At 60.7% G+C, this 19,794-nt stretch carries 18 protein-coding genes; 9 read left to right on the top strand and 9 right to left on the bottom strand.

Annotated elements, in window-relative coordinates:
- Window positions 1-54: 54 nt before the first annotated feature.
- Window positions 55-945 (bottom strand): hypothetical protein, encoded by an 891-nt coding sequence (locus J3364_RS04735; RefSeq protein ID WP_349557176.1) that lies wholly within the window; start codon window positions 943-945, stop codon window positions 55-57.
- A gap of 143 nt (window positions 946-1,088) precedes the next feature.
- Between J3364_RS04735 and purE the strand changes: the two genes are divergently transcribed.
- The 6 genes from purE (at window position 1,089) to J3364_RS04705 (ending at window position 8,634) form a co-directional block, all read left to right on the top strand.
- A complete protein-coding gene (purE, locus tag J3364_RS04730; protein ID WP_123633151.1) occupies window positions 1,089-1,580 on the top strand; it encodes a 5-(carboxyamino)imidazole ribonucleotide mutase in 492 nt (163 codons plus the stop codon).
- A gap of 59 nt (window positions 1,581-1,639) precedes the next feature.
- Window positions 1,640-2,755, top strand: coding sequence for a 5-(carboxyamino)imidazole ribonucleotide synthase (locus J3364_RS04725; protein ID WP_203140604.1), 1,116 nt, complete (start codon window positions 1,640-1,642; stop codon window positions 2,753-2,755).
- A 233-nt stretch (window positions 2,756-2,988) separates the two neighbouring features.
- The gene (sodB, locus tag J3364_RS04720) at window positions 2,989-3,570 is read left to right on the top strand and encodes a superoxide dismutase [Fe] (protein WP_349557173.1); all 582 of its coding nucleotides are present in this window, start codon (window positions 2,989-2,991) and stop codon (window positions 3,568-3,570) included.
- A gap of 402 nt (window positions 3,571-3,972) precedes the next feature.
- A complete protein-coding gene (locus J3364_RS04715) occupies window positions 3,973-6,039 on the top strand; it encodes a putative bifunctional diguanylate cyclase/phosphodiesterase (protein WP_349557171.1) in 2,067 nt (688 codons plus the stop codon).
- Window positions 6,040-6,054: 15 nt separating this feature from the next.
- Complete coding sequence (locus J3364_RS04710) at window positions 6,055-6,642, top strand: LemA family protein (RefSeq protein WP_123633143.1); 588 nt, start codon at window positions 6,055-6,057, stop codon at window positions 6,640-6,642.
- A 30-nt stretch (window positions 6,643-6,672) separates the two neighbouring features.
- Window positions 6,673-8,634: a M48 family metallopeptidase gene (locus J3364_RS04705; protein WP_349557169.1), complete on the top strand. Its 1,962-nt coding sequence runs from the start codon at window positions 6,673-6,675 to the stop codon at window positions 8,632-8,634.
- Between the two features lie 85 nt (window positions 8,635-8,719).
- On the opposite strand, the gene gspD is transcribed toward J3364_RS04705, so the two are convergent.
- The 6 genes from gspD to J3364_RS04675 form a co-directional block, all read right to left on the bottom strand.
- Window positions 8,720-10,702: a type II secretion system secretin GspD gene (gene gspD, locus J3364_RS04700; RefSeq protein ID WP_349557167.1), complete on the bottom strand. Its 1,983-nt coding sequence runs from the start codon at window positions 10,700-10,702 to the stop codon at window positions 8,720-8,722.
- Between the two features lie 102 nt (window positions 10,703-10,804).
- Window positions 10,805-11,650, bottom strand: a complete 846-nt coding sequence (locus J3364_RS04695) for a type II secretion system protein N (protein WP_349557165.1) — start codon at window positions 11,648-11,650, stop codon at window positions 10,805-10,807.
- Window positions 11,651-11,653: 3 nt separating this feature from the next.
- Window positions 11,654-12,442, bottom strand: a complete 789-nt coding sequence (gene gspN / locus J3364_RS04690; RefSeq protein WP_349557163.1) for a type II secretion system protein N — start codon at window positions 12,440-12,442, stop codon at window positions 11,654-11,656.
- Window positions 12,443-12,599: 157 nt separating this feature from the next.
- A complete protein-coding gene (gene groL / locus J3364_RS04685; RefSeq protein ID WP_123633134.1) occupies window positions 12,600-14,252 on the bottom strand; it encodes a chaperonin GroEL in 1,653 nt (550 codons plus the stop codon).
- A 71-nt stretch (window positions 14,253-14,323) separates the two neighbouring features.
- Window positions 14,324-14,614 carry a co-chaperone GroES gene (groES, locus tag J3364_RS04680; protein ID WP_123633132.1) on the bottom strand — a complete coding sequence of 97 codons (291 nt, stop codon included), beginning with the start codon at window positions 14,612-14,614 and terminating at the stop codon, window positions 14,324-14,326.
- A 168-nt stretch (window positions 14,615-14,782) separates the two neighbouring features.
- Entirely contained in the window at window positions 14,783-15,289 is a 507-nt protein-coding gene (locus tag J3364_RS04675) for an FxsA family protein (RefSeq protein WP_123633130.1), read from the bottom strand.
- A gap of 133 nt (window positions 15,290-15,422) precedes the next feature.
- Here J3364_RS04675 and J3364_RS04670 point away from each other — a divergent pair, with 133 nt between their 5' ends.
- Entirely contained in the window at window positions 15,423-16,184 is a 762-nt protein-coding gene (locus J3364_RS04670; RefSeq protein WP_349557160.1) for an SDR family oxidoreductase, read from the top strand.
- Window positions 16,168-16,497: an MGMT family protein gene (locus tag J3364_RS04665; RefSeq protein WP_203140598.1), complete on the top strand. Its 330-nt coding sequence runs from the start codon at window positions 16,168-16,170 to the stop codon at window positions 16,495-16,497. The genes J3364_RS04670 and J3364_RS04665 overlap by 17 nt, the downstream gene beginning before the upstream one ends.
- Window position 16,498: 1 nt before the next feature.
- Here J3364_RS04665 and J3364_RS04660 read toward each other — a convergent pair whose 3' ends face one another.
- A complete protein-coding gene (locus tag J3364_RS04660; RefSeq protein ID WP_502882478.1) occupies window positions 16,499-17,878 on the bottom strand; it encodes an AmpG family muropeptide MFS transporter in 1,380 nt (459 codons plus the stop codon).
- Between the two features lie 40 nt (window positions 17,879-17,918).
- Entirely contained in the window at window positions 17,919-18,401 is a 483-nt protein-coding gene (locus J3364_RS04655) for a YajQ family cyclic di-GMP-binding protein (protein WP_349557156.1), read from the bottom strand.
- Between the two features lie 228 nt (window positions 18,402-18,629).
- Here J3364_RS04655 and J3364_RS04650 point away from each other — a divergent pair, with 228 nt between their 5' ends.
- Window positions 18,630-19,601 (top strand): GGDEF domain-containing response regulator, encoded by a 972-nt coding sequence (locus tag J3364_RS04650; protein ID WP_349557154.1) that lies wholly within the window; start codon window positions 18,630-18,632, stop codon window positions 19,599-19,601.
- Window positions 19,602-19,794 lie beyond the last annotated feature (193 nt).

The following is a 19,794-nucleotide window of genomic DNA, read 5'->3' as shown; positions in this document are numbered from 1 at the left end:
GAGACCTACCGCAAGGGATGACTACAAACCGTTACACGGCCTGATCGGCCGGGTCTACTTCCGCAGGCTGGACACTTCGTCGTCAAGCCGGATCAGACGCGCGTTGAGCTGCGCCCGGGCCGCATCGATGGCATCGATGGCGTTTTCGATCTTGCTCAGGCGCTGGCGGGTATCGGCCAGGCTGCCCTTCAACGAGTCGAGGTTACCGCCGCCCTTTTCCAGGCTATCCAGGCGGGCGAGAATTTCCTGACGCGCCAGATCCTGCTCGCGTCCGAACCGGTCCAGACGCTGCTCGACGGTCGCCGTCATGTTGTCAGCCTTGTCTTCCACTGCCTTCAGGCGAGGCGCCAGATCGTCGAGACTGGATTGCAACGAGGCGATCGATGCCTGGCGTTCGTCGGCGGCCTCCTGCAGGGACTTGATGTCGGCGGCGAGCGTATCGGCCCGCTTGTTGAGGTCGCTTTTCAGGGTGCTGGTGGTTTCTTCCAGGTAGGCCAGTGCCGCCTTGTTGGCGTTAATGGCGTCCTTGTTCCGCTCGTTGGCCACCGCCCACAGCTTGCGGATTTCACTCTCATTGGTCTTGGCCTGCTTTTGCAGGCTGGCCAGGGACGAGTCCTTTTCCTCCAGGTTCTCCCCGGTTTCGGACAGCTTGCCCTCGAAGCGCGCCAGCGCCAGCTTGCTCTGGCGGGCCCAATAGTCCGCCTCCTGCAGGCGCTCCGACATCTGGTCAATCTGCTGCTTCTGCAAGTACCAGCCCCAGCCACCGGCCGCGACGGCCGCCAACAGAAGGATCACCAGAACGGGAATCGCGCCCCGCCCGGGCTGCCGATTCAGGGACAGCTCCGGCCCGGGCCGGGAGGCCCGCGGCGTCGACTTTTCACGCTTGGGCTTACCCGAGCCCGCTGATCCCCGTACTTCATCCCGTTCAGGACGTATCGGTTCCATAGTTTCCCCAGTTCAGAAGAGTCAATCTGGACGTGATCTTATCGATTCGCTGCTCAAAGCGCCAAAGAGTGTCATAATTTGCATGGCTAACGAGCTCTGCATACAATGCTCGGCTTCTTTTTTAACACACCGGGACCTTGCTTATGCAGCCGCAAGTTGGTCTTATCATGGGCTCCAAGTCGGACTGGCCGACCATGGAGCATGCCGCCAACATGCTTGAGAAGCTGGGCGTCGCCTACGAAACACGGGTCGTGTCGGCCCACCGCACCCCCGACCTGCTCTTCGACTATGCCCGCAACGCCGCCGATCGCGGCCTCCAGGTCATTATCGCCGGTGCCGGCGGGGCGGCCCACTTGCCGGGCATGGTGGCCTCCCAGACGGCTCTGCCCGTGCTGGGCGTCCCCGTACAATCGAAGGCGCTGAACGGCCTGGATTCCCTGCTGTCGATCGTTCAGATGCCGGGCGGCGTGTCCGTGGGCACGCTGGCCATCGGCAAGGCGGGTGCAACCAACGCCGGACTGCTTGCAGCGCAGATCCTCGGGCTCAATAATGCCGATATCCGGGCCGCGGTGGAACAGTTCCGGACGTCCCAGACCGAGGCCGTCCTCGACAACCCCGACCCCCGGGCTGAGTGATTCCAGACGGACCTACCCGGCCCACAAATCGGTCGACTTGATCATCACCGGAGTATCACATGCGAATTGGTGTATTAGGCGCCGGTCAACTCGGGCGAATGCTCGCCCTCGCCGGTTACCCGCTGGCCAACGATTTCGTCTTCTATGACATGTCCGGCAACCCCAGCGCCGGGCTGGGCGAAGTCATCATCGACCGCAACAACGAATTTCTGAAAGACTTTCTGTCCCGCGTGGATCGGGTGACCTACGAGTTTGAGCACCTGCCGGTGGAGGTCGCCCAGATCATTGCGCGTGAAAAACCCGTCTATCCCTCGCCTCGCGCGTTGCAGGTCTGCCAGAACCGGGAAGCGGAAAAGACCCTGTTTGGCAGCCTGGGCATCCCGACTCCGGAATGGCGCATCGCCGAAAATGCCGAGCAGCTGCGCAAGGCCGCCAGCGAGCTGGGCTGCCCGGTGGTCGCCAAGTCCAATACAGAAGGCTACGACGGCAAGGGGCAGGCCGTCCTGCGTTCGCCGGAAGACGCCGCAGAAGCCTGGCAGTCCATCAACCATGACAAGCTGATCGTCGAGAAATTCGTCGATTTCCAGCGTGAAGTCTCCATCATTGCCGTGCGCGGCGAAGACGGTGAACTGGCTTTCTATCCGATGGCGGAAAATGTCCATCACGACGGCATCCTTCGCTATTCCATTGCACCGGCACCCGGCCTGCGCCCGGAAGTCCGGGACGATGCCGAGCGCTATATCCGCATGCTCCTGAACGAGCTCGACTATGTCGGCGTGCTGGCACTGGAGCTGTTTGAAACGGCGGATGGCCTGGTAGCCAACGAAATGGCGCCGCGGGTTCATAATTCCGGGCACTGGACCATGGAAGGGGCTGTCACCAGCCAGTTCGAAAACCACATCCGCGCGGTGACCGGTATGCCGCTGGGCGATACCAGCGCCCGGGGCGTCAGCTGCATGGTGAATATCATCGGTAGCCACGGCGAAATTCGCGACATCCTGCGCCTCCCCTATACCCACCTGCACCTTTATAACAAGCTTGAGCGTTCCGGACGCAAGCTGGGCCACATTAACGTGCTGGCCGACAGCTACGAAGAGCTGGTCTGGCGCGTCAAGAACTGCGCCTGCTTCCTGCCGGGCGCGCCCGAGCTGGACTGCTCGCTGACCCGCGGCTGAAGCCTCCTTCCCGGGCGCCTGCTTCGAAGCGCCCGGGTCGGTTTTACCCCCTTCCCCTTGAAAAAACATCCGCGGCCCCAACATCTTGCGACGTGGATTCGCCCCATCCAGGGTGTTAAGCTCTGCATACCCCATGTGACGAGATGTAACGTCATCTGACCGCTGGGGCACGTCCCCAGAGCTGTTCACATCACATCAATACTGTTGAGAGAAGATACAAGGGAGACCTTCCAATGGCATTCGAACTTCCAGCACTGCCTTACGAAAAGAACGCACTTGAACCGCACATCTCTCAGGAAACCCTGGAATACCATTACGGCAAGCACCACCAGACTTACGTCACCAAGCTGAACGGCATGGTCGAAGGTACCGACAATGCCAACAAATCCCTGGAAGACATCATCAAGACGGCCGGTCCGGGCGGCCTGTTCAACAATGCAGCCCAGGTCTGGAACCACACGTTCTACTGGAACTGCCTGAGCCCGAACGGCGGTGGCGAGCCGACCGGTGCAGCGGCAGACGCCATCAACAAGGCCTTCGGCTCTTTCGACGCCTTCAAGAAAGAATTCAATGAAAAGGCCGCCGGCAACTTCGGTTCTGGCTGGACCTGGCTGGTCAAGAAGACCGACGGCAGCGTTGCCATCGTCAACACCGACGACGCCGGCACACCGCTGACCACCGACGACAAGCCGGTCCTGACCGTCGATGTGTGGGAGCACGCCTACTACATCGATTACCGGAATTCACGTCCGAACTATCTGGAAGCCTTCTGGAAGCTGGTCAACTGGGATTTCGTGAACGAAAACCTGGGCTGATCCCATAAGGGAACCAGTCTGTCTCCGATCTGGTGTCCAGATCGATCAACGCCCGTTCCTTGAGCGGGCGTTTTTTGTTGCAAACCTTTACCCGTTGAAACTGGACTTTGTCCGCCCATACAGCTATTTAACTAGGGGTGGGACATCGTATGCACGGCGGAATCCAACTCGACGCCCGGCTTTATCCACCCGTCATACCGAAGCCCATCATTCGCCGGCCGCCCATAACGATTATAATGCGGCCACCTGCACAGGACGTAACGCGACAAGCTCCGTGGCGCGACAGGAAGTCGTTCACCCAGGTTCGTCTCATCGCTACCTGACGTCTCGGCACCATTGCCGATGAGGCAAAAATCGAGGATCACCGGAACACCTGTCCGGGGATCCCCTAAGCGCTGGATAATGACTAGACAGTTTCAGTTTGAACACCGACTCGGCTATCGCATTCTTCGCTGGGTACTGCTGATTGCGCTGCTGAGCGGTATCGTATTGAGCACGACTCAGATCATCGTCGATGCCAATCGCGTATCCGATGAACTGGACCAGCAGGCCCACCAGACGCTGGCACTGGTCCGCGATGCAGCCAGCCAGGCGGTTTACAGCATTGACGAGGACCTGGCCCAGCCGGTGGTCGATGGGCTGTTCGAACAACAGGCGGTCCGCTTTGCCCAGATCATGCATCCTGACGGTGAAGTGCTGGCCCGCAACACCCGCGACCTGCTTCCGGCGGACTACCGTCCCCTGACCGATCGCATCTTTTCCGCTGAACGCCATTATCGCGTGCCCCTGACCCGCGGCGCCGACGATCCGGTCATTTACGGTTATCTGGAAGTCAGTTACGACACCGCTTACTCCGCGGCCTCCTGGCTCGAGCGCGCCACCCTGACCTTCCTGTCCGGCATTGCCCGGGCCATCGTCCTGAGCCTGGTGCTGTTTGCCGTTTTCCATATCCTGCTGACCCGACCGCTGTTCCGGATCATCAGCTCCATTTCGCGGGTTAACCCCGATAACCCCGGCGGCACTCTTCTGGACATGCCGCGGGGGCATCGAAACGACGAACTGGGTCTGTGGGTGAACGCCACCAACAACCTGCTGGTGGCCATCACCGAGAACCAGGAGAAACAGGCGGAAGCCGAGGCACGGGTCAATCGCCTGTCCCGCTATGACAAGCTCACCGGCCTGCCCAACCGGGAACTGTTCCTGGTTATGCTCAGCAACGCCCTGGAAGAACACCGACGCAACGACCAGACCCTGGCTGCATTCTGTTTCGGCATTGACGACTTCAAGAGCATCAACGAGCAGCACGGTTACCACATGGGCGACCAGCTGCTGCAAACCATCGCTGATCGCCTCGGCGGCGACGGCCCCAACGGCCCGCTCATCACTGCGCGCCTGGGGAGCGACCAGTTTGTCGTGGTCGAGCAGCACCTGCGTGATGGCTACCAGTGCGCTGCCACGTCTGAATGGCTGCTCAACGAAATCAACGCGCCCATTCGCCTGGCCGGTCGCGATGTCTCGGCCACGGCCACCATCGGTATCGCCCTGTTTCCTGACGATGCCGAACACAGCGAACAACTGCTCCAGCGCGCCGAGCAGACCATGACGCTGGCCAAAGCCGGAGGCGGCAACCAGTTCCAGTTCTATGTCGCCAGCGTCGACCAGGAAATCCGTGACCGAAAACGGCTGGAGAAGGAGCTTCATCAGGCCCTGGTGGAGAATCAGTTCCACCTCGTCTACCAGCCCCAGATCAACCTGGAAACACGCCGCGTCATTGGCGCCGAGGCGCTGCTGCGCTGGGAACACCCCGTCCACGGCCTGATCCCGCCAGATCATTTCATTCCGCTGGCGGAACTGAGCGGATCCATCGTGGAAATCGGCAGCTGGGTCCTGGACGAAGCCTGCGCCCAGGCCGCGCTCTGGTCCAGCGAAGGCATGCCGATCCGGATTGCCGTTAACCTTTCGGCCGTGCAACTTCGCCAGGACGACATCGTCGAGACCGTACTCAAGACCCTCAAACGGCACGCCATTCCACCTGGCCGGCTGGAGCTGGAGGTGACGGAGACCGGGTTTATGGAAGATCTCGACAGTGCCGTGGAAAAGCTGGTGCAGCTGCGTAACGAGGGCATCAACATTGCCGTGGACGACTTCGGTACCGGCTATTCGTCCCTGACCTACCTCAAGCGACTGCCCATCCAGCACCTCAAGATTGACAAGCAGTTTATTCACGACCTGCTGGTCAACGAGGAAGACACCCGCATTGCCAATACCATCATCGACCTGGGCAAGAGCCTGAACCTGGACGTCATTGCCGAAGGTGTGGAAACCGAAGAGCAGGAATTCTACCTTCACAACCGCGGTTGCCAGCTGGCCCAGGGCTACTTCTTCAGCAAGCCGTTAAAACCGGACGATTTCGCAAGCTTTGTGGTGGCGTTCCACCGTAAAATCACCGCCAATTCAACTGAAAACTGACGACAAGGACCCTTCATGACGACAACGCTGATTGGCCTGGCGGTCATCGCCGCCGTGGTTATTCTGATCGTATCCATCTACAACCGGCTGGTCTCCCTCCGCAATCGTTTCAAGAACGGCTTTGCCCAGATCGACGTCCAGCTCCAGCGACGTCACGATCTGATCCCCAACCTGGTGGAAGCGGCCAAGGCCTATCTGTCCCATGAGCGCAACACGCTGACCGAAGTCATGGAAGCCAGAAACAACGCCGTGAGCGCCCAGAAGGATGCCGCCGGCGACCCGGCCGACGGCCAGAAAATCCAGAAGCTGTCCTCTGCCGAGAACATGCTGTCCCGCGCCCTGGCCAACTTCTACGCAGTGGCGGAGAACTACCCCGAGCTGAAAGCCAACGAAACCATCCAGCAGCTGATGGAAGAACTGTCCAGCACCGAGAATCGTGTGGCGTTCTCCCGTCAGGCTTATAACGATGAGGTGATGTTCTACAACACCTTCCGGGAGAAATTCCCCAACAACATCATTGCCGGCCTGTTTGCCTTCAAACCGTCCGAGCAGCTGCAACTGGAAAACCCGGAAGCCCGCCAGGCACCGAAAGTCAGTTTCTGATTCCGGGCACACTGACCCGGCAACGACCCTATGGCCAAACTTGGATTCTTCGAGCGCCAGGAGCGCGCGCGGCGTAACACCACGCTGCTCGTGTTCCTGTTTACGGCAGCCGTCCTGCTGATCACCCTGGTGGTCGATCTGGTGGGCTATCTGGTGACCCGCAATGTCGAGCCCACCGCCCACTTCGGCGTCTGGCTGACGTCCGAGCAGGGCATCTTCACATCCATCGCGGTCGTCTCCGTGATCGGGCTGGGATCACTGATCCGCTGGATCGACCTGGCCGGCGGCGGCGAGCGGGTGGCCCGGATGGTGGGCGCCCGACTTCTTGATCCCTCAAGTCAGGACCCCCAGGAACGCCAGTTACGGAACGTGGTGGAGGAGATGGCGATTGCCAGTGGCGTGCCGGTTCCGGATCTCTACGTGATGGATAACGAAACCGCCATCAACGCGTTCGTCGCCGGGTATTCTCCGGGCGAGGCCGTCATGGTGGTAACGCACGGCACCCTCACCCAGTTGAACCGGGACGAACTGCAGGGTGTGGTGGGCCACGAATTCAGCCACATCCTCAATTCCGACATGCGCATCAACGTGCGGCTGATCGCCCTGTTGGCCGGCATTCTGATGATTGGCCAGATCGGTCAGTTCCTGCTGGGCAGCGCTGGTCGACGCCGCTATTACAGCTCCCGCGACAACAAAAGCCAGGGGCTGGCCATCGGCCTCGGACTGGCCCTGATGCTCGTGGGCTATATCGGACTGTTCTTCGGACGCCTGATCCAGGCCGCCATCTCACGGCAACGGGAAATGCTGGCTGACGCCTCCTCGGTGCAATTCACACGCAACCCCGAAGGCATTGCCAGCGCGCTCTATCGTATCGGCGAGTCGAGCAGTTATTTCCAGTCCACCGGCCACGCCAGCGATGTCAACCACATGTGTTTTTCGGAATCAGTGCGCATGCGCTTCGCGGGCTGGCTCGCCTCACATCCGCCGCTGGAAGACCGGATCAACGCCATTGGTCCGGGACTGCTGGCGCGCTTCCGCAACCGCCGCCGGGATGATGTCCGGCAGGCTCGGCCAACGGTTGAGGACGCCGCCCGGGGCTCCCTGTTCCGCGATGGTCTGCAGGACATGGTCGCGCCGCTGGCCGGACGTCACACCACGCCGGTGGCCCCGCACACACGGCTGTCCGACAGCGCAGGCGTCGTGACGACCGCCAACGAGGAATACGCCCAGCAGCTGCTGCGCCAGCTGCCGGACAATGCCCGCACACTGCTCTACACCCGAACCGGTGCGGTGCAGTATTGCTACAGCCTGATTTTCCACAGCATGTCCGCAGAGGAGCGGGAACAGGCCCTCTCCCGGATCAGCGAAGCGCGCGGCGTGCTCGGGTTTGACCCGGCGCTGATCGAACGCTTCTACCCCACCCTTGATCAGCTTGGTGAAGCCATCCGACTACCGGCGCTGGAACTGGCCATGCCGGCCCTGCGCAAGCTCGATCCGGAAGAGCGACGCGGTCTGGAAAAGGTCCTGACTCACCTGGTCCGAGCGGACGGACAGGTCACCCTGTTCGAGTTCGCTCTGCTGAGCTTCATCCATCGCCACCTGTCCCCGGCCGGACGACGTGCCGACAAGGTGCGCTTCCGCCGGTTTGCCGATGTGGCTGACAGCCTGGGGATTCTTCTGAGTCTCGCGGCACGTTCGGCCACAGAATCGCCGGAAGAGGCGCAGAAATGCTACTCAGAGGCGGTTGCCGGCTTTGAAGGGCGAACCGTGGATCTGGGGCCGCTCAGGGACAAGGTCTCGTCACGGGCACTACAGGAGGCCCTGATACGGCTGCGCGCCCTGTCGCCGATGCTGAAGCCGGCGATTATCGACGCCTGCGGCCACTGCATCCTGCGGGACAATCAGGTGGTGGTCAGGGAATATGAAATCCTGCGCCTGGTCGCGGATCAGCTGGACTGCCCGATGCCGCCACTGCCCGTAGCGGCAGTCTAGTCGCCCGCTTATTCCTCAGGGCACCGCTCACGGCAAAAAGAAAGGCCGGCAAATGCCGGCCTTTCTTATGGACTGCCCCCTCCCCTTACTGGGACGGCTGCGACTCGAAGTACTGCGGCTGCAGCCGATTACGCTCAAACAGGGTATCGATCGGCGGTCGCTTGGTATTCTCCGGGATCTTATGCCCCAGCTTCTTGCTCAGTCCCAGGTTGATGTTCCAAAGCCCCTGGTACTTCTCGTCGGTGATCGTCGCTACGTCACCCTTGGCCAGGATGATCTTGGGTCGCAGGAACACCAGCAGATTACGCTTGATCTTGTTCTCCGACTCGGAGCGGAACAGGGCACCAATGTAGGGAATGTCCCCCAGGAACGGCACTTTGCTCTTGGTGATGCTGTAGTCTTCCCGGATCAGGCCGCCCAGCACGATGGTCTCGCCATCGTCTGCCAGTACCGTGGTCTTGATCTGGCGCTTGTTGGTGACCAGATCCGAGGCGGATTCGACGCTGTCGGCAATGTTCTCGGTGGTCTGCTCCACGATCAGCTTGACCAGGCCGTCTTCGCTGATTGTCGGGGTCACTTTCAGGGTCAGGCCCACGTCACGCCGCTCAATGGTCTGGTACGGGTTCGACACGCCATCGCTGGTGGTTGTGGTCGAACCGGTGACAAACGGAACGTTCTGACCCACGACAATCTCGGATTCCTGATTATCCAGGGTGATAATACTCGGCGTGGACAGCAAGTTGGCGGCGGTCGAGCTGGACAGCGCCTGAATCAGCAGGCCCCAGGTAATGCCGTTCTCGTTGCGTTCGCCGAAGCCGAGCGACATACCGCCGGTGGCCGGTGAAATCACCTCATTACTGGCGATGGCCCCAATGATGTCGCTCAGGCTCAGCCCGACATTGCCGAAGTTGGTGCCCGCTACCGGCGTCGAGCCGCTGCCTTCATCACCCACGGCAAACTGTACGCCCACGTCCTTACCCAGTTCATCACTGATCTCGACAATGGCCGCCTCAATCAGGACCTGGGCACGCCGGACATCCAGCGCGTTCACGATGGTATCCACTTCCTGCATGATGGACGGCTCACCACGGACCACCAGTGCGTTAAGACCTTCGTCGGCGAAAATGGCAAAACCGGTGTTACCGCCGGAACTGCCACCCGTGCTGGTCTGCCCCTGCTGGTTCTCCTTGGCCACTTCACCCATGACACCTTTCAGGATTTCAGCCAGGGACTTGGCATCGGCGTGCTTGAGTCGGATGACCTTGGTCGTGCCTCCGGAGGCGGACGGCTGATCCAGCTTCTTGATCAGTTCCCGCATCTTGGTGCGGAAGTTCTCGTCACCGCGGAGAATGAGCCGGTTGCTGCGCTCGTCCGCGGTGACGCTGTATTTGTTGGCGGCATCGTTGGCCTGTTTACCCAGTTCCGAGGGCGCCAGCTCCTGCAGCAGGCGCACCATGTCGCCCACCCAGGCTTCCTTCAGCTGGATGACCTCCACCTCATACTTCGACGGGCTGTCCAGTTCCTTGACGATCTGTTCAATGCGATGCACGTTCGCCGAATGATCACTGACGATCAGCGCGTTGGCTGCCGCCACACCGGCCAGGTGCCCGTACTTGGCTACCAGCGGCCGCAGGATGGGCACCAGCTCCAGGGCGTTGGCGTTGTTGACCTGGATGACCTTGGTGATCAGTTGCTCGGAGGGAATGGTATCGAAGCGTTTCAGGGACTCGGCAGACTGTTTGGCATCCACCTGCTGGACAATCTTGATGACCTCTTCGCCGGGTATCGCCGTAAAGCCGTGAACCTGCAGCACCGCCAGGAACAGGTCGTAAATCTCGTCCTTGTTCATGGGCGCCGAGGACAGGACGGTGACCTTACCCTTGACCCGCGGGTCGACCACGAAGCTGTAACCGGTGATATCAGCAATCTGCGTGACGAAGGCGCGTATGTCCGCATCCTTGAGGTTGAGTTTCCAGGTGCCCTCTTCCTGGGCATGGGCCATCATGCTCAGCGGGAGAAGCAAAGCCAGAACCAGAGCCCGGATCAATGGCGTGTTCAGATTAGTCATGCAGTGCTGGTTTCCTGTAACTGAGAAACTGACGGAAAGCACACCGGCCTTCCTTTTTATAATCGTTGTACTATAAGACCGCCGCCAGCGGTGACAACATCCTTATTGGGGCAACGCGTAGTTTACGGTAAAACTGGCGCCATCCCGCATCACTTCCACTTGAATCTGTGGCTGGCTCCGCCAGTTCTCGAGCAATTGCCGATCCTGCTCGATATCCCCCAGCGACTGACCGTTGATGGCTGTAATGACATCGCCTTCTTTCAGGTTCAGTGCGGACAGCATCGGGTTGGAGCCGTCATAAACGTATCCCTGCTGGCTGCCGGATGCCACGGGTTTGAGTCCGTAACGCTGCAGCGCAGCATCGCCCTCGGCGGCCAGCTGGGCCTGAGCGTCCTCCACAAAGGCCTCGGGAGACATCCCACGCGTCTCTTCCGGAACCTCCGATACCATACCCTCAGCGTCGCCGTCTTCAAAGGCCAGCGACTCCACTTCTCCGTTTCGTCGGATCAGGATGCGTAACGGGTCGACTTCCACCAGCTCGATGTCGCCGGGCATCACGTCACCGACGCGATAATAAGCCGTTGAGCCATCCGTTCCTGAAACTATAGCACCGGACTCCTCGGATCGCGCCGCTACCATGACGCCTTCCAGGTGCATACGCAGGTTGGTTTCCGGCGCGGTTTGCTTCACCGCTTCCGCCACCGGCGCGCCCACCGGAGGCCGGCCGAAGAGATCATAGGCCGCAAGTGGCGTCTGCTCCACGGCCGAATCCAGAGACGCCGCGTTTGCCGATGCGGAGGGCCCGGCCATGACCGGGTCCTGCCAGGCAATCATCCAGGTCAGACGTCCCATCACCCAGGCGAAATAGATCACCAGCCCGATCAGCAGCAGGTTCGCCACCCACCGCGGTAGACGCCCGAATGGCGTTGTGAATGTCACCGATGCCATACCCTATCCCGCCGGCAGCACGCGCTGCCTCACGCTGAAAACCACATCACCCGGCGCAGCGTTGCCCGACCAGGGTTGATTCACCAGGTCCAGCAGGCGCCGATAGAGCTGGATCTGCATCATGCCATCGGGCTGGACCTGGGCGGAAATGACCGGCTCCGGGCTTTTTGCGCTGCTGATATCCAGTGCAATCCGACCCTGATCGCGATCCAGTCGGGCCTGCATAGGCGGCAACACCGCCCGCTCCCGCGAGGCGCCCATCGGCCAGCTCACCTCGCCGCCGGGCCAGCTTGCACGCCCAGACAGGGCCTGCAGGGCACCGTCGGTCGCCGCCAGCGAAAACCGGTCGATGGTGACGTCGCCCTGTATGATCGCGCCACCACTACGCTGAATCTCGCGACTGAACTCGGGAATGTTGATACGGCCGTCGGCCGAGAGGGCCATGGCATTAATACCGGTGAGGTGGAACTGGCCCTGGAGGTGGGATCGTGGCGTGCGCAGCTGCCAGCCCAGCGGCAGGAATTGACCGTTGTCCATGAGGCTTTCGAGGTGCCAGCCCGCCTGCAGGGAGTGCCCCATCACTTGGGCCTGGACCTGGCCATTCCAAAGCTGACCAGAGACTTGTTCGATGGCCACGCCGGGCGGCAAGGGGACCGAATCACGACACAGATGCCAAACCCATCCCGCCGGTAACCAGAAGATCAGGGCAGCCAGGTAAACCACGATCCCCAGCAGGGTCAGCAAGACCACTTTTCCGGGTCGCAGGAAGGGTGTATCCAAAGTCTCGGCCATAGGGTGTCAGGGCATGTATGGGCGCGGAATCGCGCGAATTTTCCGGAGTCTAACAAACCCCCTGTACAAGTGCATGACACAGTCCAAAAAAAAGCCCCGCGTCGAAACGCGGGGCCTTTTTTGACCGTGAACGGTCGGGGTATTGAACGGGGCCGGTTTACATCATGCCGCCCATGCCGCCCATACCACCCATGCCGCCCATATCCGGCATGCCGCCACCGGCTTTCTCGTCTTCCGGCTCGTCCGTCACCATCGCTTCGGTGGTGATCATCAGACCGGCAACGGAAGCCGCAGCCTGCAGGGCTGAGCGAGTGACCTTGGCCGGATCCAGGATGCCCATCTCCAGCATGTCACCGTAGCCTTCGGTCGCCGCGTTGTAGCCGAAGCTGCCTTCGCCCTGGCGCACCTTGTCGACCACAACAGACGCTTCACCGCCTGCGTTGGTGACGATCTGGCGCAGCGGCGATTCCATCGCACGACGCAGGATGTTGACGCCCGCCTTCTGCTCTTCGTTTTCAGCCTGGACGCTGTCCAGAGCTTCCAGAGCGCGGATCAGGGTCACGCCACCGCCCGCAACGATGCCTTCTTCAACAGCAGCGCGGGTAGAGTGCAGCGCGTCTTCAACGCGAGCCTTCTTCTCTTTCATTTCCACTTCGGAACCGGCGCCTACCTTGATGACGGCAACACCGCCAGCCAGCTTGGCCACACGTTCCTGCAGCTTCTCCTTGTCGTAGTCGGAGGAGCTTTCTTCGATCTGCTTGCGGATCTGCTCAACGCGCGCTTCGATATCAGCCTGGGCACCGGCGCCATCGATGATGGTGGTGTTTTCCTTGGTGATGTTAACGCGCTTGGCTGTACCCAGATCGTCCAGAGTGGTGTTTTCCAGGGTCAGGCCCACTTCCTCGGAGATCACGGTACCGCCGGACAGGATCGCGATGTCCTGCAGCATTTCCTTGCGACGGTCACCAAAGCCCGGCGCCTTGACGGCGGCCACTTTGACGATGCCACGCATGTTGTTGACAACCAGGGTCGCCAGCGCTTCGCCTTCGATGTCTTCGGCGATGATCATCAGCGGTTTGCCCGCCTTGGCCACGCTTTCCAGCACCGGCAGCAGTTCGCGGATGTTGGAGATCTTCTTGTCGACCAGCAGGATGAACGGGTCGTCCAGCTCGGCGGACATGCTGTCCTGATTGTTGATGAAGTACGGAGACAGGTAGCCGCGGTCGAACTGCATACCTTCAACCACGTCCAGCTCGTCTTCCAGGCCACGGCCTTCCTCAACGGTGATCACGCCTTCTTTACCCACGCGCTCCATGGCGTCGGCGATGATCTTGCCAATGGTTTCGTCGCCGTTGGCGGAGATGGTGCCCACCTGCGCGATGTTACGGCTGTCGTCGCACGGCTTGGCCATGTCACGGATAGACTTGACGGCCGCCTGGGTCGCCTTGTCGATGCCGCGCTTCAGATCCATCGGGTTCATGCCGGCAGCAACGGCCTTCAGACCTTCGTTAACGATGGACTGGGCCAGAACGGTTGCGGTGGTGGTACCGTCACCGGCGGTGTCGTTGGTCTGGGAAGCGACTTCCTTGACCATCTGGGCGCCCATGTTCTCGAACTTGTCCTTCAGCTCGATTTCCTTCGCGACGGACACGCCGTCCTTGGTGACGGTCGGTGCGCCAAAGGACTTGTCCAGAACCACGTTGCGGCCTTTCGGACCCAAGGTGACCTTAACGGCGTCGGCCAGAATGTTGACGCCTGCAACCATACGCTTGCGGGCTGAATCGCCAAATTTAACGTCTTTAGCTGCCATAGTTGTCTTTCCTGTATTCGTTTATGCGTTAACCAATCTGCAAATGACGTGAGCTAACGAGTCGGCTGGACTCAGCCTTCCAGCACGCCGTAGATTTCGCTTTCGCTCAGGATGAGAAGATCTTCACCGTCGACCTTCACCGTGTTCCCGGCGTACTGACCAAACACCACGGTATCACCGACGTTGACCGCCAGAGCACGGGTCTCGCCATTGTCGAGAACGCGGCCGTTGCCCACGGCGATCACTTCGCCCTGGGAGGGCTTTTCCTTGGCGTTGCCCGGCAGGACGATACCACCAGCGGTCTTCTCTTCCTCTTCCTTACGGCGTACGACAACACGATCGTGTAGCGGACGAATTTTCATTGCTCGTATTCTCCAGATAGTCAGATTGTCTTTGGCAATGAGGTTTGCTCAAAACGCTTCGGATTCGTAAGCACCTGTTTTGGCAGGCTCTTCGTCACCCTCAGCAAACTTGTGATCCTTATGTGGGGGTTTGCACCTACATTTCAACACCCACCCGGAAAAAATTTTTCACTTTTTTTCCAGCGAATCCCGCGTGTCGGAAGGCTTCCGCTCTTCCTCACGACGGTACTCCCCTTCAATGATGTCATCGCCTCCCGGCCGGGCCTGACCGAACGGGTTCTGCCCGCCCATGGTGAAGTGAACACTGCTGCGCGATGAGCCCGCTACCACCATGCGTTTGAGCGCGTAGGAGGCGAACATCTGACGGGTCCAGGGCAACAGGCACAGGAAGCCGATCGTATCGGTCACAAAGCCCGGAGTCAGCAGCAGTGCACCACCGACGGCCAGGATCAGCCCCTCGGCCACTTCGCGGGCCGGCAGCTCGCCGCTGTTCAGTCGCTGGTTGGCCTTGAACAACGTCGCCAGTCCCTGCTGGCGTAACAGGGCGGCGCCCACGACGGCGGTCAACAGGACCAGGCCGATGGTGGGCAACACCCCGATGATGCCGCCCACCTTGATCAGGACCACCATTTCGATGATGGGCAGCACAATGAATGCGAAAAACAGGAAACCCATGTATGGCTCCTCAGAAAAATGACTTTGCCAGCCGGGCCCTCAATGACGACGATTGGCCCTCTGGTATACTGCGCTTCGCCTTTTTGACAGCGACAAACAAAGATCAACTCACAACAAACAATTAGGGCACAGCATGAAACTTCAAGATTCCGTGATTGCAATTACCGGCGGCGGCCAGGGTTTGGGCCGTGCCATGGGCGAATACCTGGCCGCGCGCGGCGCCCGTGTGGCGCTGATTGACCTGATTCCCGAAAAGCTGGATGAGGCCGTGGAAGCCTGCAAGGCCGTCGGCGGTGATGCGCGGGCATACACCTGCAACGTGGCCAGGGAAGAGGAAGTGGAAGCGACGTTTGCCGCGATCGTCGAAGACTTCGGCCAGCTCAACGGCCTGGTCAACAACGCCGGCATCCTGCGCGACGGCATGATGGTCAAGGTCAAGAACGGCGAGATCGAAAAGCGCATGTCCCTGGCTGAATGGCAGGCGGTGATCGATGTGAACCTGACCGGCGTTTTCCTGTGCGGCCGTGAAGCCGCCACCCAGATGATCAAGCACGGCAACCAGGGCGTGATCGTAAACATCAGCAGCATCTCCCGCGCCGGCAACATGGGCCAGAGCAACTACTCCGCCGCCAAGGCCGCCGTGGCCGCGCTCGTGCCGGTCTGGGCCAAGGAGCTGGCGCGCAACGGCATTCGCGTGATGGGCATCGCACCCGGGTTTATCGAGACCGAAATGGTGGCCTCCATGAAACCGGAAGCGCTGGAGAAGATGACCGCCGGCATTCCGCTCAAGCGCGTGGGCAAGCCGGAAGAAATCGCCTCCGCGGCGGCGTTTATCTTCGAGAACGACTACCTGTCCGGACGCATGATCGAGGTCGACGGTGCCCTCCGCCTCTGAGCCCGACGACGTCTCCCGCGAGCAGATCATCTGGCAGGTAGTCTGTTCGATCCCGCCCGGCTATGTGGCCAGCTACAGCCAGGTGGCCGAGCTGGCCGGCTTCAAGGGGCTGGCCCGCTTTGTCGGCCGTGCCATGGGCCAGCTGCCGGAAGGCTCGGACGTGCCCTGGCACCGGGTCCTGAAACAGGATGGGCGTATTGCCTTCCCGCCGGAATCCAACCGCTTCTACTACCAGTCACGCCTGCTCACGGAAGAAGGCGTGTTGGTTAAAAACGGGCGTGTGCCCATGGCCCGGTTTCGCTGGCAGCCCTGATTCAGACGGACTGGCGCTCGCCTTCCCCGCTCGTGTCATGGGCGTCGGCCGGCGCCAGGGCGTCCAGCCGTTTCCCCTGTTTCATCATGTAGCCCGCCAGCAGGATGGCGGGCAAGCCCATGACCGCCGAAATCAGGAAGAACTCGCTGTAGCCGTAACCTTCCACCACCAGCCCCGAGAAGCCGCCGATAAACTTGCCCGGCAGCGTCATCAGTGAACTGAACAGGGCGTACTGGGTGGCGGTGAACGAGGCGCTGGTCATGCTCGACAACCAGGCAATCAGCGCCACGTTGGCGATCCCGCCGCTCAGGTTGTCCGCACTGACCACCACCGCCAGGGTCCCGATGTCCGGCGGGTACTGGGCAATCAGCATGAACAGCAGGTTGCTGAGCGCGGTCAGGATCGCCCCGGCGAACAGGATGGTGCGCACACCGTAACGCGCCACCAGCAAACCGCCGATACCGGAGCCGAGGATGGTCATCAGGAAGCCGAAGATCTTGGTCACGTCGGCGACGTCCGTCTTCGAGAACCCCATAAACTTGAGGTAGAACGGATTGGCCATCACCCCCATGGCGATGTCGCAGATCCGGTAGGTGGCGACCAGTACGAGGATCAGGACAGCCAGCTCCCGATAGCGCTTGAAGAAGTCCATGAAGGGGCCGGCGACCGCGGCGGAAAACCAGCCCGCCAGCCGCGCCAACTGCGGCGACAGGTGAGCCCGCTTGGCGACTTCCTGCTCCACACGATGGGCCAGATCGGCGGCGGCCGCATGGTGATTAACCTTCGGCTCGCGCACCACCAGCACCGTGACGATGCCGATACCCACCAGAAGCGCCATCACGTCATAGGCGATCTGCCAGGACCAGAATTGGGCCAGGTAGAGGGCGCCTGCTCCCGCCACCAGCAGGGCCAGGCGATAGCCGAAGATATAGGCCGCCGCCAGCGCGGCCTGCAAGCGGGGTTCGGCAATCTCAATCCGGTAGGCGTCGAGGGAAACGTCCTGGGTTGCCGACGAGAACGCCACCAGCAAACCGCACCAAGCCATCAACACCGGCGATGCGGCGGCATCCACCCGAGCCATCAGGAACAACCCCGTGGCAATGCCCACCTGGGCCAGCAACATCCAGCTGCGTCGTTTGCCGAACAGCCGGTCCAGCAACGGCAGCGAGACCCGATCCACCACCGGCGCCCAAAACACCTTGATGGAATAGGTAATCCCCAGCCAGCTGAAGAAACCGATGGTTGCCGTATCCACACCGACATCGGCAAGCCGCGCGTTCAGCGTGGAGAAGACCAGCAGGAATGGCAGACCCGCCGAGAAGCCCAGCAGCAACATGGCCAGGACTTGCCAGCGGGTGAACGTGTAGAGCGCGTCCCGCAGGAAATCGCGCCGTTCCCTTGAAATGATGGCAGCGGCTCCGTCAGTCGCGGAAGTTATTGTACTGAAGCGGCAGGTCCAGATCGGACTCCTTGATCAGGGCGATAGCGGCCTGCAGGTCGTCCCGCTTCTTGCCGGTCACGCGGACCTTGTCGCCCTGGATGCTGGCCTGAACCTTCATCTTCGCATCCTTGAGGAGTTTGACGATCTTCTTGGCATCAGGCGTCTCGATCCCCTGACGCAGCGTCAGGTGCTGTTTCATCAGCTTGCCGGCGCGGCTTTCACCGTCTTCGGACAGGGCGCGGGTGTCCACATTGCGCTTGGCAAAGGCCATCCGCAGCATTTCCATCAACTGTTCCAACTGGAATTCCTGCTCGGCGCTGATGGTGATGCCCTTGTCGTCCAGTTCGAAATCCGCCTCGACATTCTTGAAGTCCCAGCGGTTGCCCAGCTCACGCTTGGCCTGGTCCACCGCGTTGGTGACTTCGTGCATATCAATTTCTGAAACAATATCAAAGGAAGGCATGACTCCGGCTCCGGAAATGCGGAAACGATCACGCAATGAAAGGCCATTGCGGGACGGGTCCGCAGGTTTGCAAATTGGGCCGAGGAAGCCCGGCAAATTCAGGCTATAATGGCCGCGATTCGAGTTTGAGCAGCCCGGAGGCGCGATGCCGTCCCGCTGCTGGACGCAAGAATAACAAGTTGGCTCTAGAGCCGCACCCTGGATCGGACCTGAGAGTAGTATATCAGCATGCCTAACCTGGACCTCCCCGTACTGGTCGTCGACGATGCCAAATTCAGCAGCATGGTGGTTGCCCGGACCCTGCGTAAAGCCGGCTACCGCGATGTCCGCATCGCCAACAACGCTTCGGATGCTTTGCAGCTCATGGAGCAGAGGCCGGTCAGCGTCCTGATTGCAGACTGGCTGATGCCGGAAATGGACGGGCTCGAACTCACCGCACGGGTACGACAGATCGACGAGCAGGAAAACCACTACACCTATGTGATGCTGCTGACCGCCCGCGAGAGCGTCGAAGCCCTGGCGGAAGCATTCGACCACGACGTCGACGACTTCATCTACAAGTCCGACATGAGCAAGCAGTTGCTGCCACGGATTTTCGCCGCCGACCGGATGGCCGATCGCCAGAACACCCTGCTCCGGGCCAACGCCCTGTTGATCGAGAACAACCGCGAGCTGGAGTCCCGCAACATCATCGACCTGGAAACCGGCCTGTGCAATAACCTGTACGCGCGGCAACGGCTGGAGCGCAGTATCCGTCATGCCGAGTCCCGCGGCGGGGCGTCCGCCTATGTGCTGGTGGGTATCCGCAACTGGCAGAGCCTAAAGCGCCAGCATTCGCCCGGCATCATGAGCGAATTGGCCCTGGGCATTGGCCGGCGCCTCAGCCACCTGATCCGCCCGATGGATACCTTGTGCCGGGTGGGCGATAACCAGTACGCCCTGATCGCGCACTTCGAGAACCCCGAACACTGCACCACCAGCGCTTTCCGCCGGATCTACGACGGCATCAACCACAAAGCACTGAAAACCACCGCCGGCTATATTTCCGTCGAGGCCGGCATGGTGCTTTGCCGCACCGACATGCAGGACGGCACGCCGAGTATCGATGAAGTCGAGAAGGCCGCCCTCCAAGGCCTGGTGGATGCCTACGAGACCCGACTGTTCACCGAGACATCGCCAGTTCTGCTGGAAGAAGCCTGATCGATTGCCGGTCGGCGCCTGACCCAACAATTCGTTACACTGCGACACAGATCACGAACAGACAGGCGAACGAGTCACGCTTATAGTTTGAATCGTGGATGTAAGCAGTATCCCCCCACGGCGGAGGAGTGAGTATTCCTCCAAGTGAGCAGCCTGGAGAGTCAGATGTCCCTCCGCCGGTAAATGGGGTCAA

Source organism: Marinobacter sp. NFXS9, from assembly GCF_040148665.1.
Taxonomy (GTDB): Bacteria; Pseudomonadota; Gammaproteobacteria; order Pseudomonadales; family Oleiphilaceae; genus Marinobacter_A; species Marinobacter_A mangrovi.
The sequence above is the reverse complement of the archived record's forward strand: the minus strand, read 5'-3'. Positions and strand labels throughout refer to the sequence as shown.

Excerpts from the sequence above, each read along its gene's own strand:
- J3364_RS04710 (WP_123633143.1), top strand. The coding sequence starts at position 6,055 with ATGACGACAACGCTGATTGGCCTGGCGGTCATCGCCGCCGTGGTTATT.
- gspD (WP_349557167.1), bottom strand. The coding sequence starts at position 10,702 with ATGACTAATCTGAACACGCCATTGATCCGGGCTCTGGTTCTGGCTTTG.
- gspN (WP_349557163.1), bottom strand. The coding sequence starts at position 12,442 with ATGGCCGAGACTTTGGATACACCCTTCCTGCGACCCGGAAAAGTGGTC.
- J3364_RS04725 (WP_203140604.1), top strand. The coding sequence starts at position 1,640 with ATGCGAATTGGTGTATTAGGCGCCGGTCAACTCGGGCGAATGCTCGCC.
- J3364_RS04695 (WP_349557165.1), bottom strand. The coding sequence starts at position 11,650 with ATGGCATCGGTGACATTCACAACGCCATTCGGGCGTCTACCGCGGTGG.
- J3364_RS04655 (WP_349557156.1), bottom strand. The coding sequence starts at position 18,401 with ATGCCTTCCTTTGATATTGTTTCAGAAATTGATATGCACGAAGTCACC.
- J3364_RS04675 (WP_123633130.1), bottom strand. The coding sequence starts at position 15,289 with ATGGGTTTCCTGTTTTTCGCATTCATTGTGCTGCCCATCATCGAAATG.
- purE (WP_123633151.1), top strand. The coding sequence starts at position 1,089 with ATGCAGCCGCAAGTTGGTCTTATCATGGGCTCCAAGTCGGACTGGCCG.
- J3364_RS04705 (WP_349557169.1), top strand. The coding sequence starts at position 6,673 with ATGGCCAAACTTGGATTCTTCGAGCGCCAGGAGCGCGCGCGGCGTAAC.
- groL (WP_123633134.1), bottom strand. The coding sequence starts at position 14,252 with ATGGCAGCTAAAGACGTTAAATTTGGCGATTCAGCCCGCAAGCGTATG.
- sodB (WP_349557173.1), top strand. The coding sequence starts at position 2,989 with ATGGCATTCGAACTTCCAGCACTGCCTTACGAAAAGAACGCACTTGAA.
- J3364_RS04735 (WP_349557176.1), bottom strand. The coding sequence starts at position 945 with ATGGAACCGATACGTCCTGAACGGGATGAAGTACGGGGATCAGCGGGC.
- J3364_RS04670 (WP_349557160.1), top strand. The coding sequence starts at position 15,423 with ATGAAACTTCAAGATTCCGTGATTGCAATTACCGGCGGCGGCCAGGGT.
- groES (WP_123633132.1), bottom strand. The coding sequence starts at position 14,614 with ATGAAAATTCGTCCGCTACACGATCGTGTTGTCGTACGCCGTAAGGAA.
- J3364_RS04650 (WP_349557154.1), top strand. The coding sequence starts at position 18,630 with ATGCCTAACCTGGACCTCCCCGTACTGGTCGTCGACGATGCCAAATTC.
- J3364_RS04715 (WP_349557171.1), top strand. The coding sequence starts at position 3,973 with ATGACTAGACAGTTTCAGTTTGAACACCGACTCGGCTATCGCATTCTT.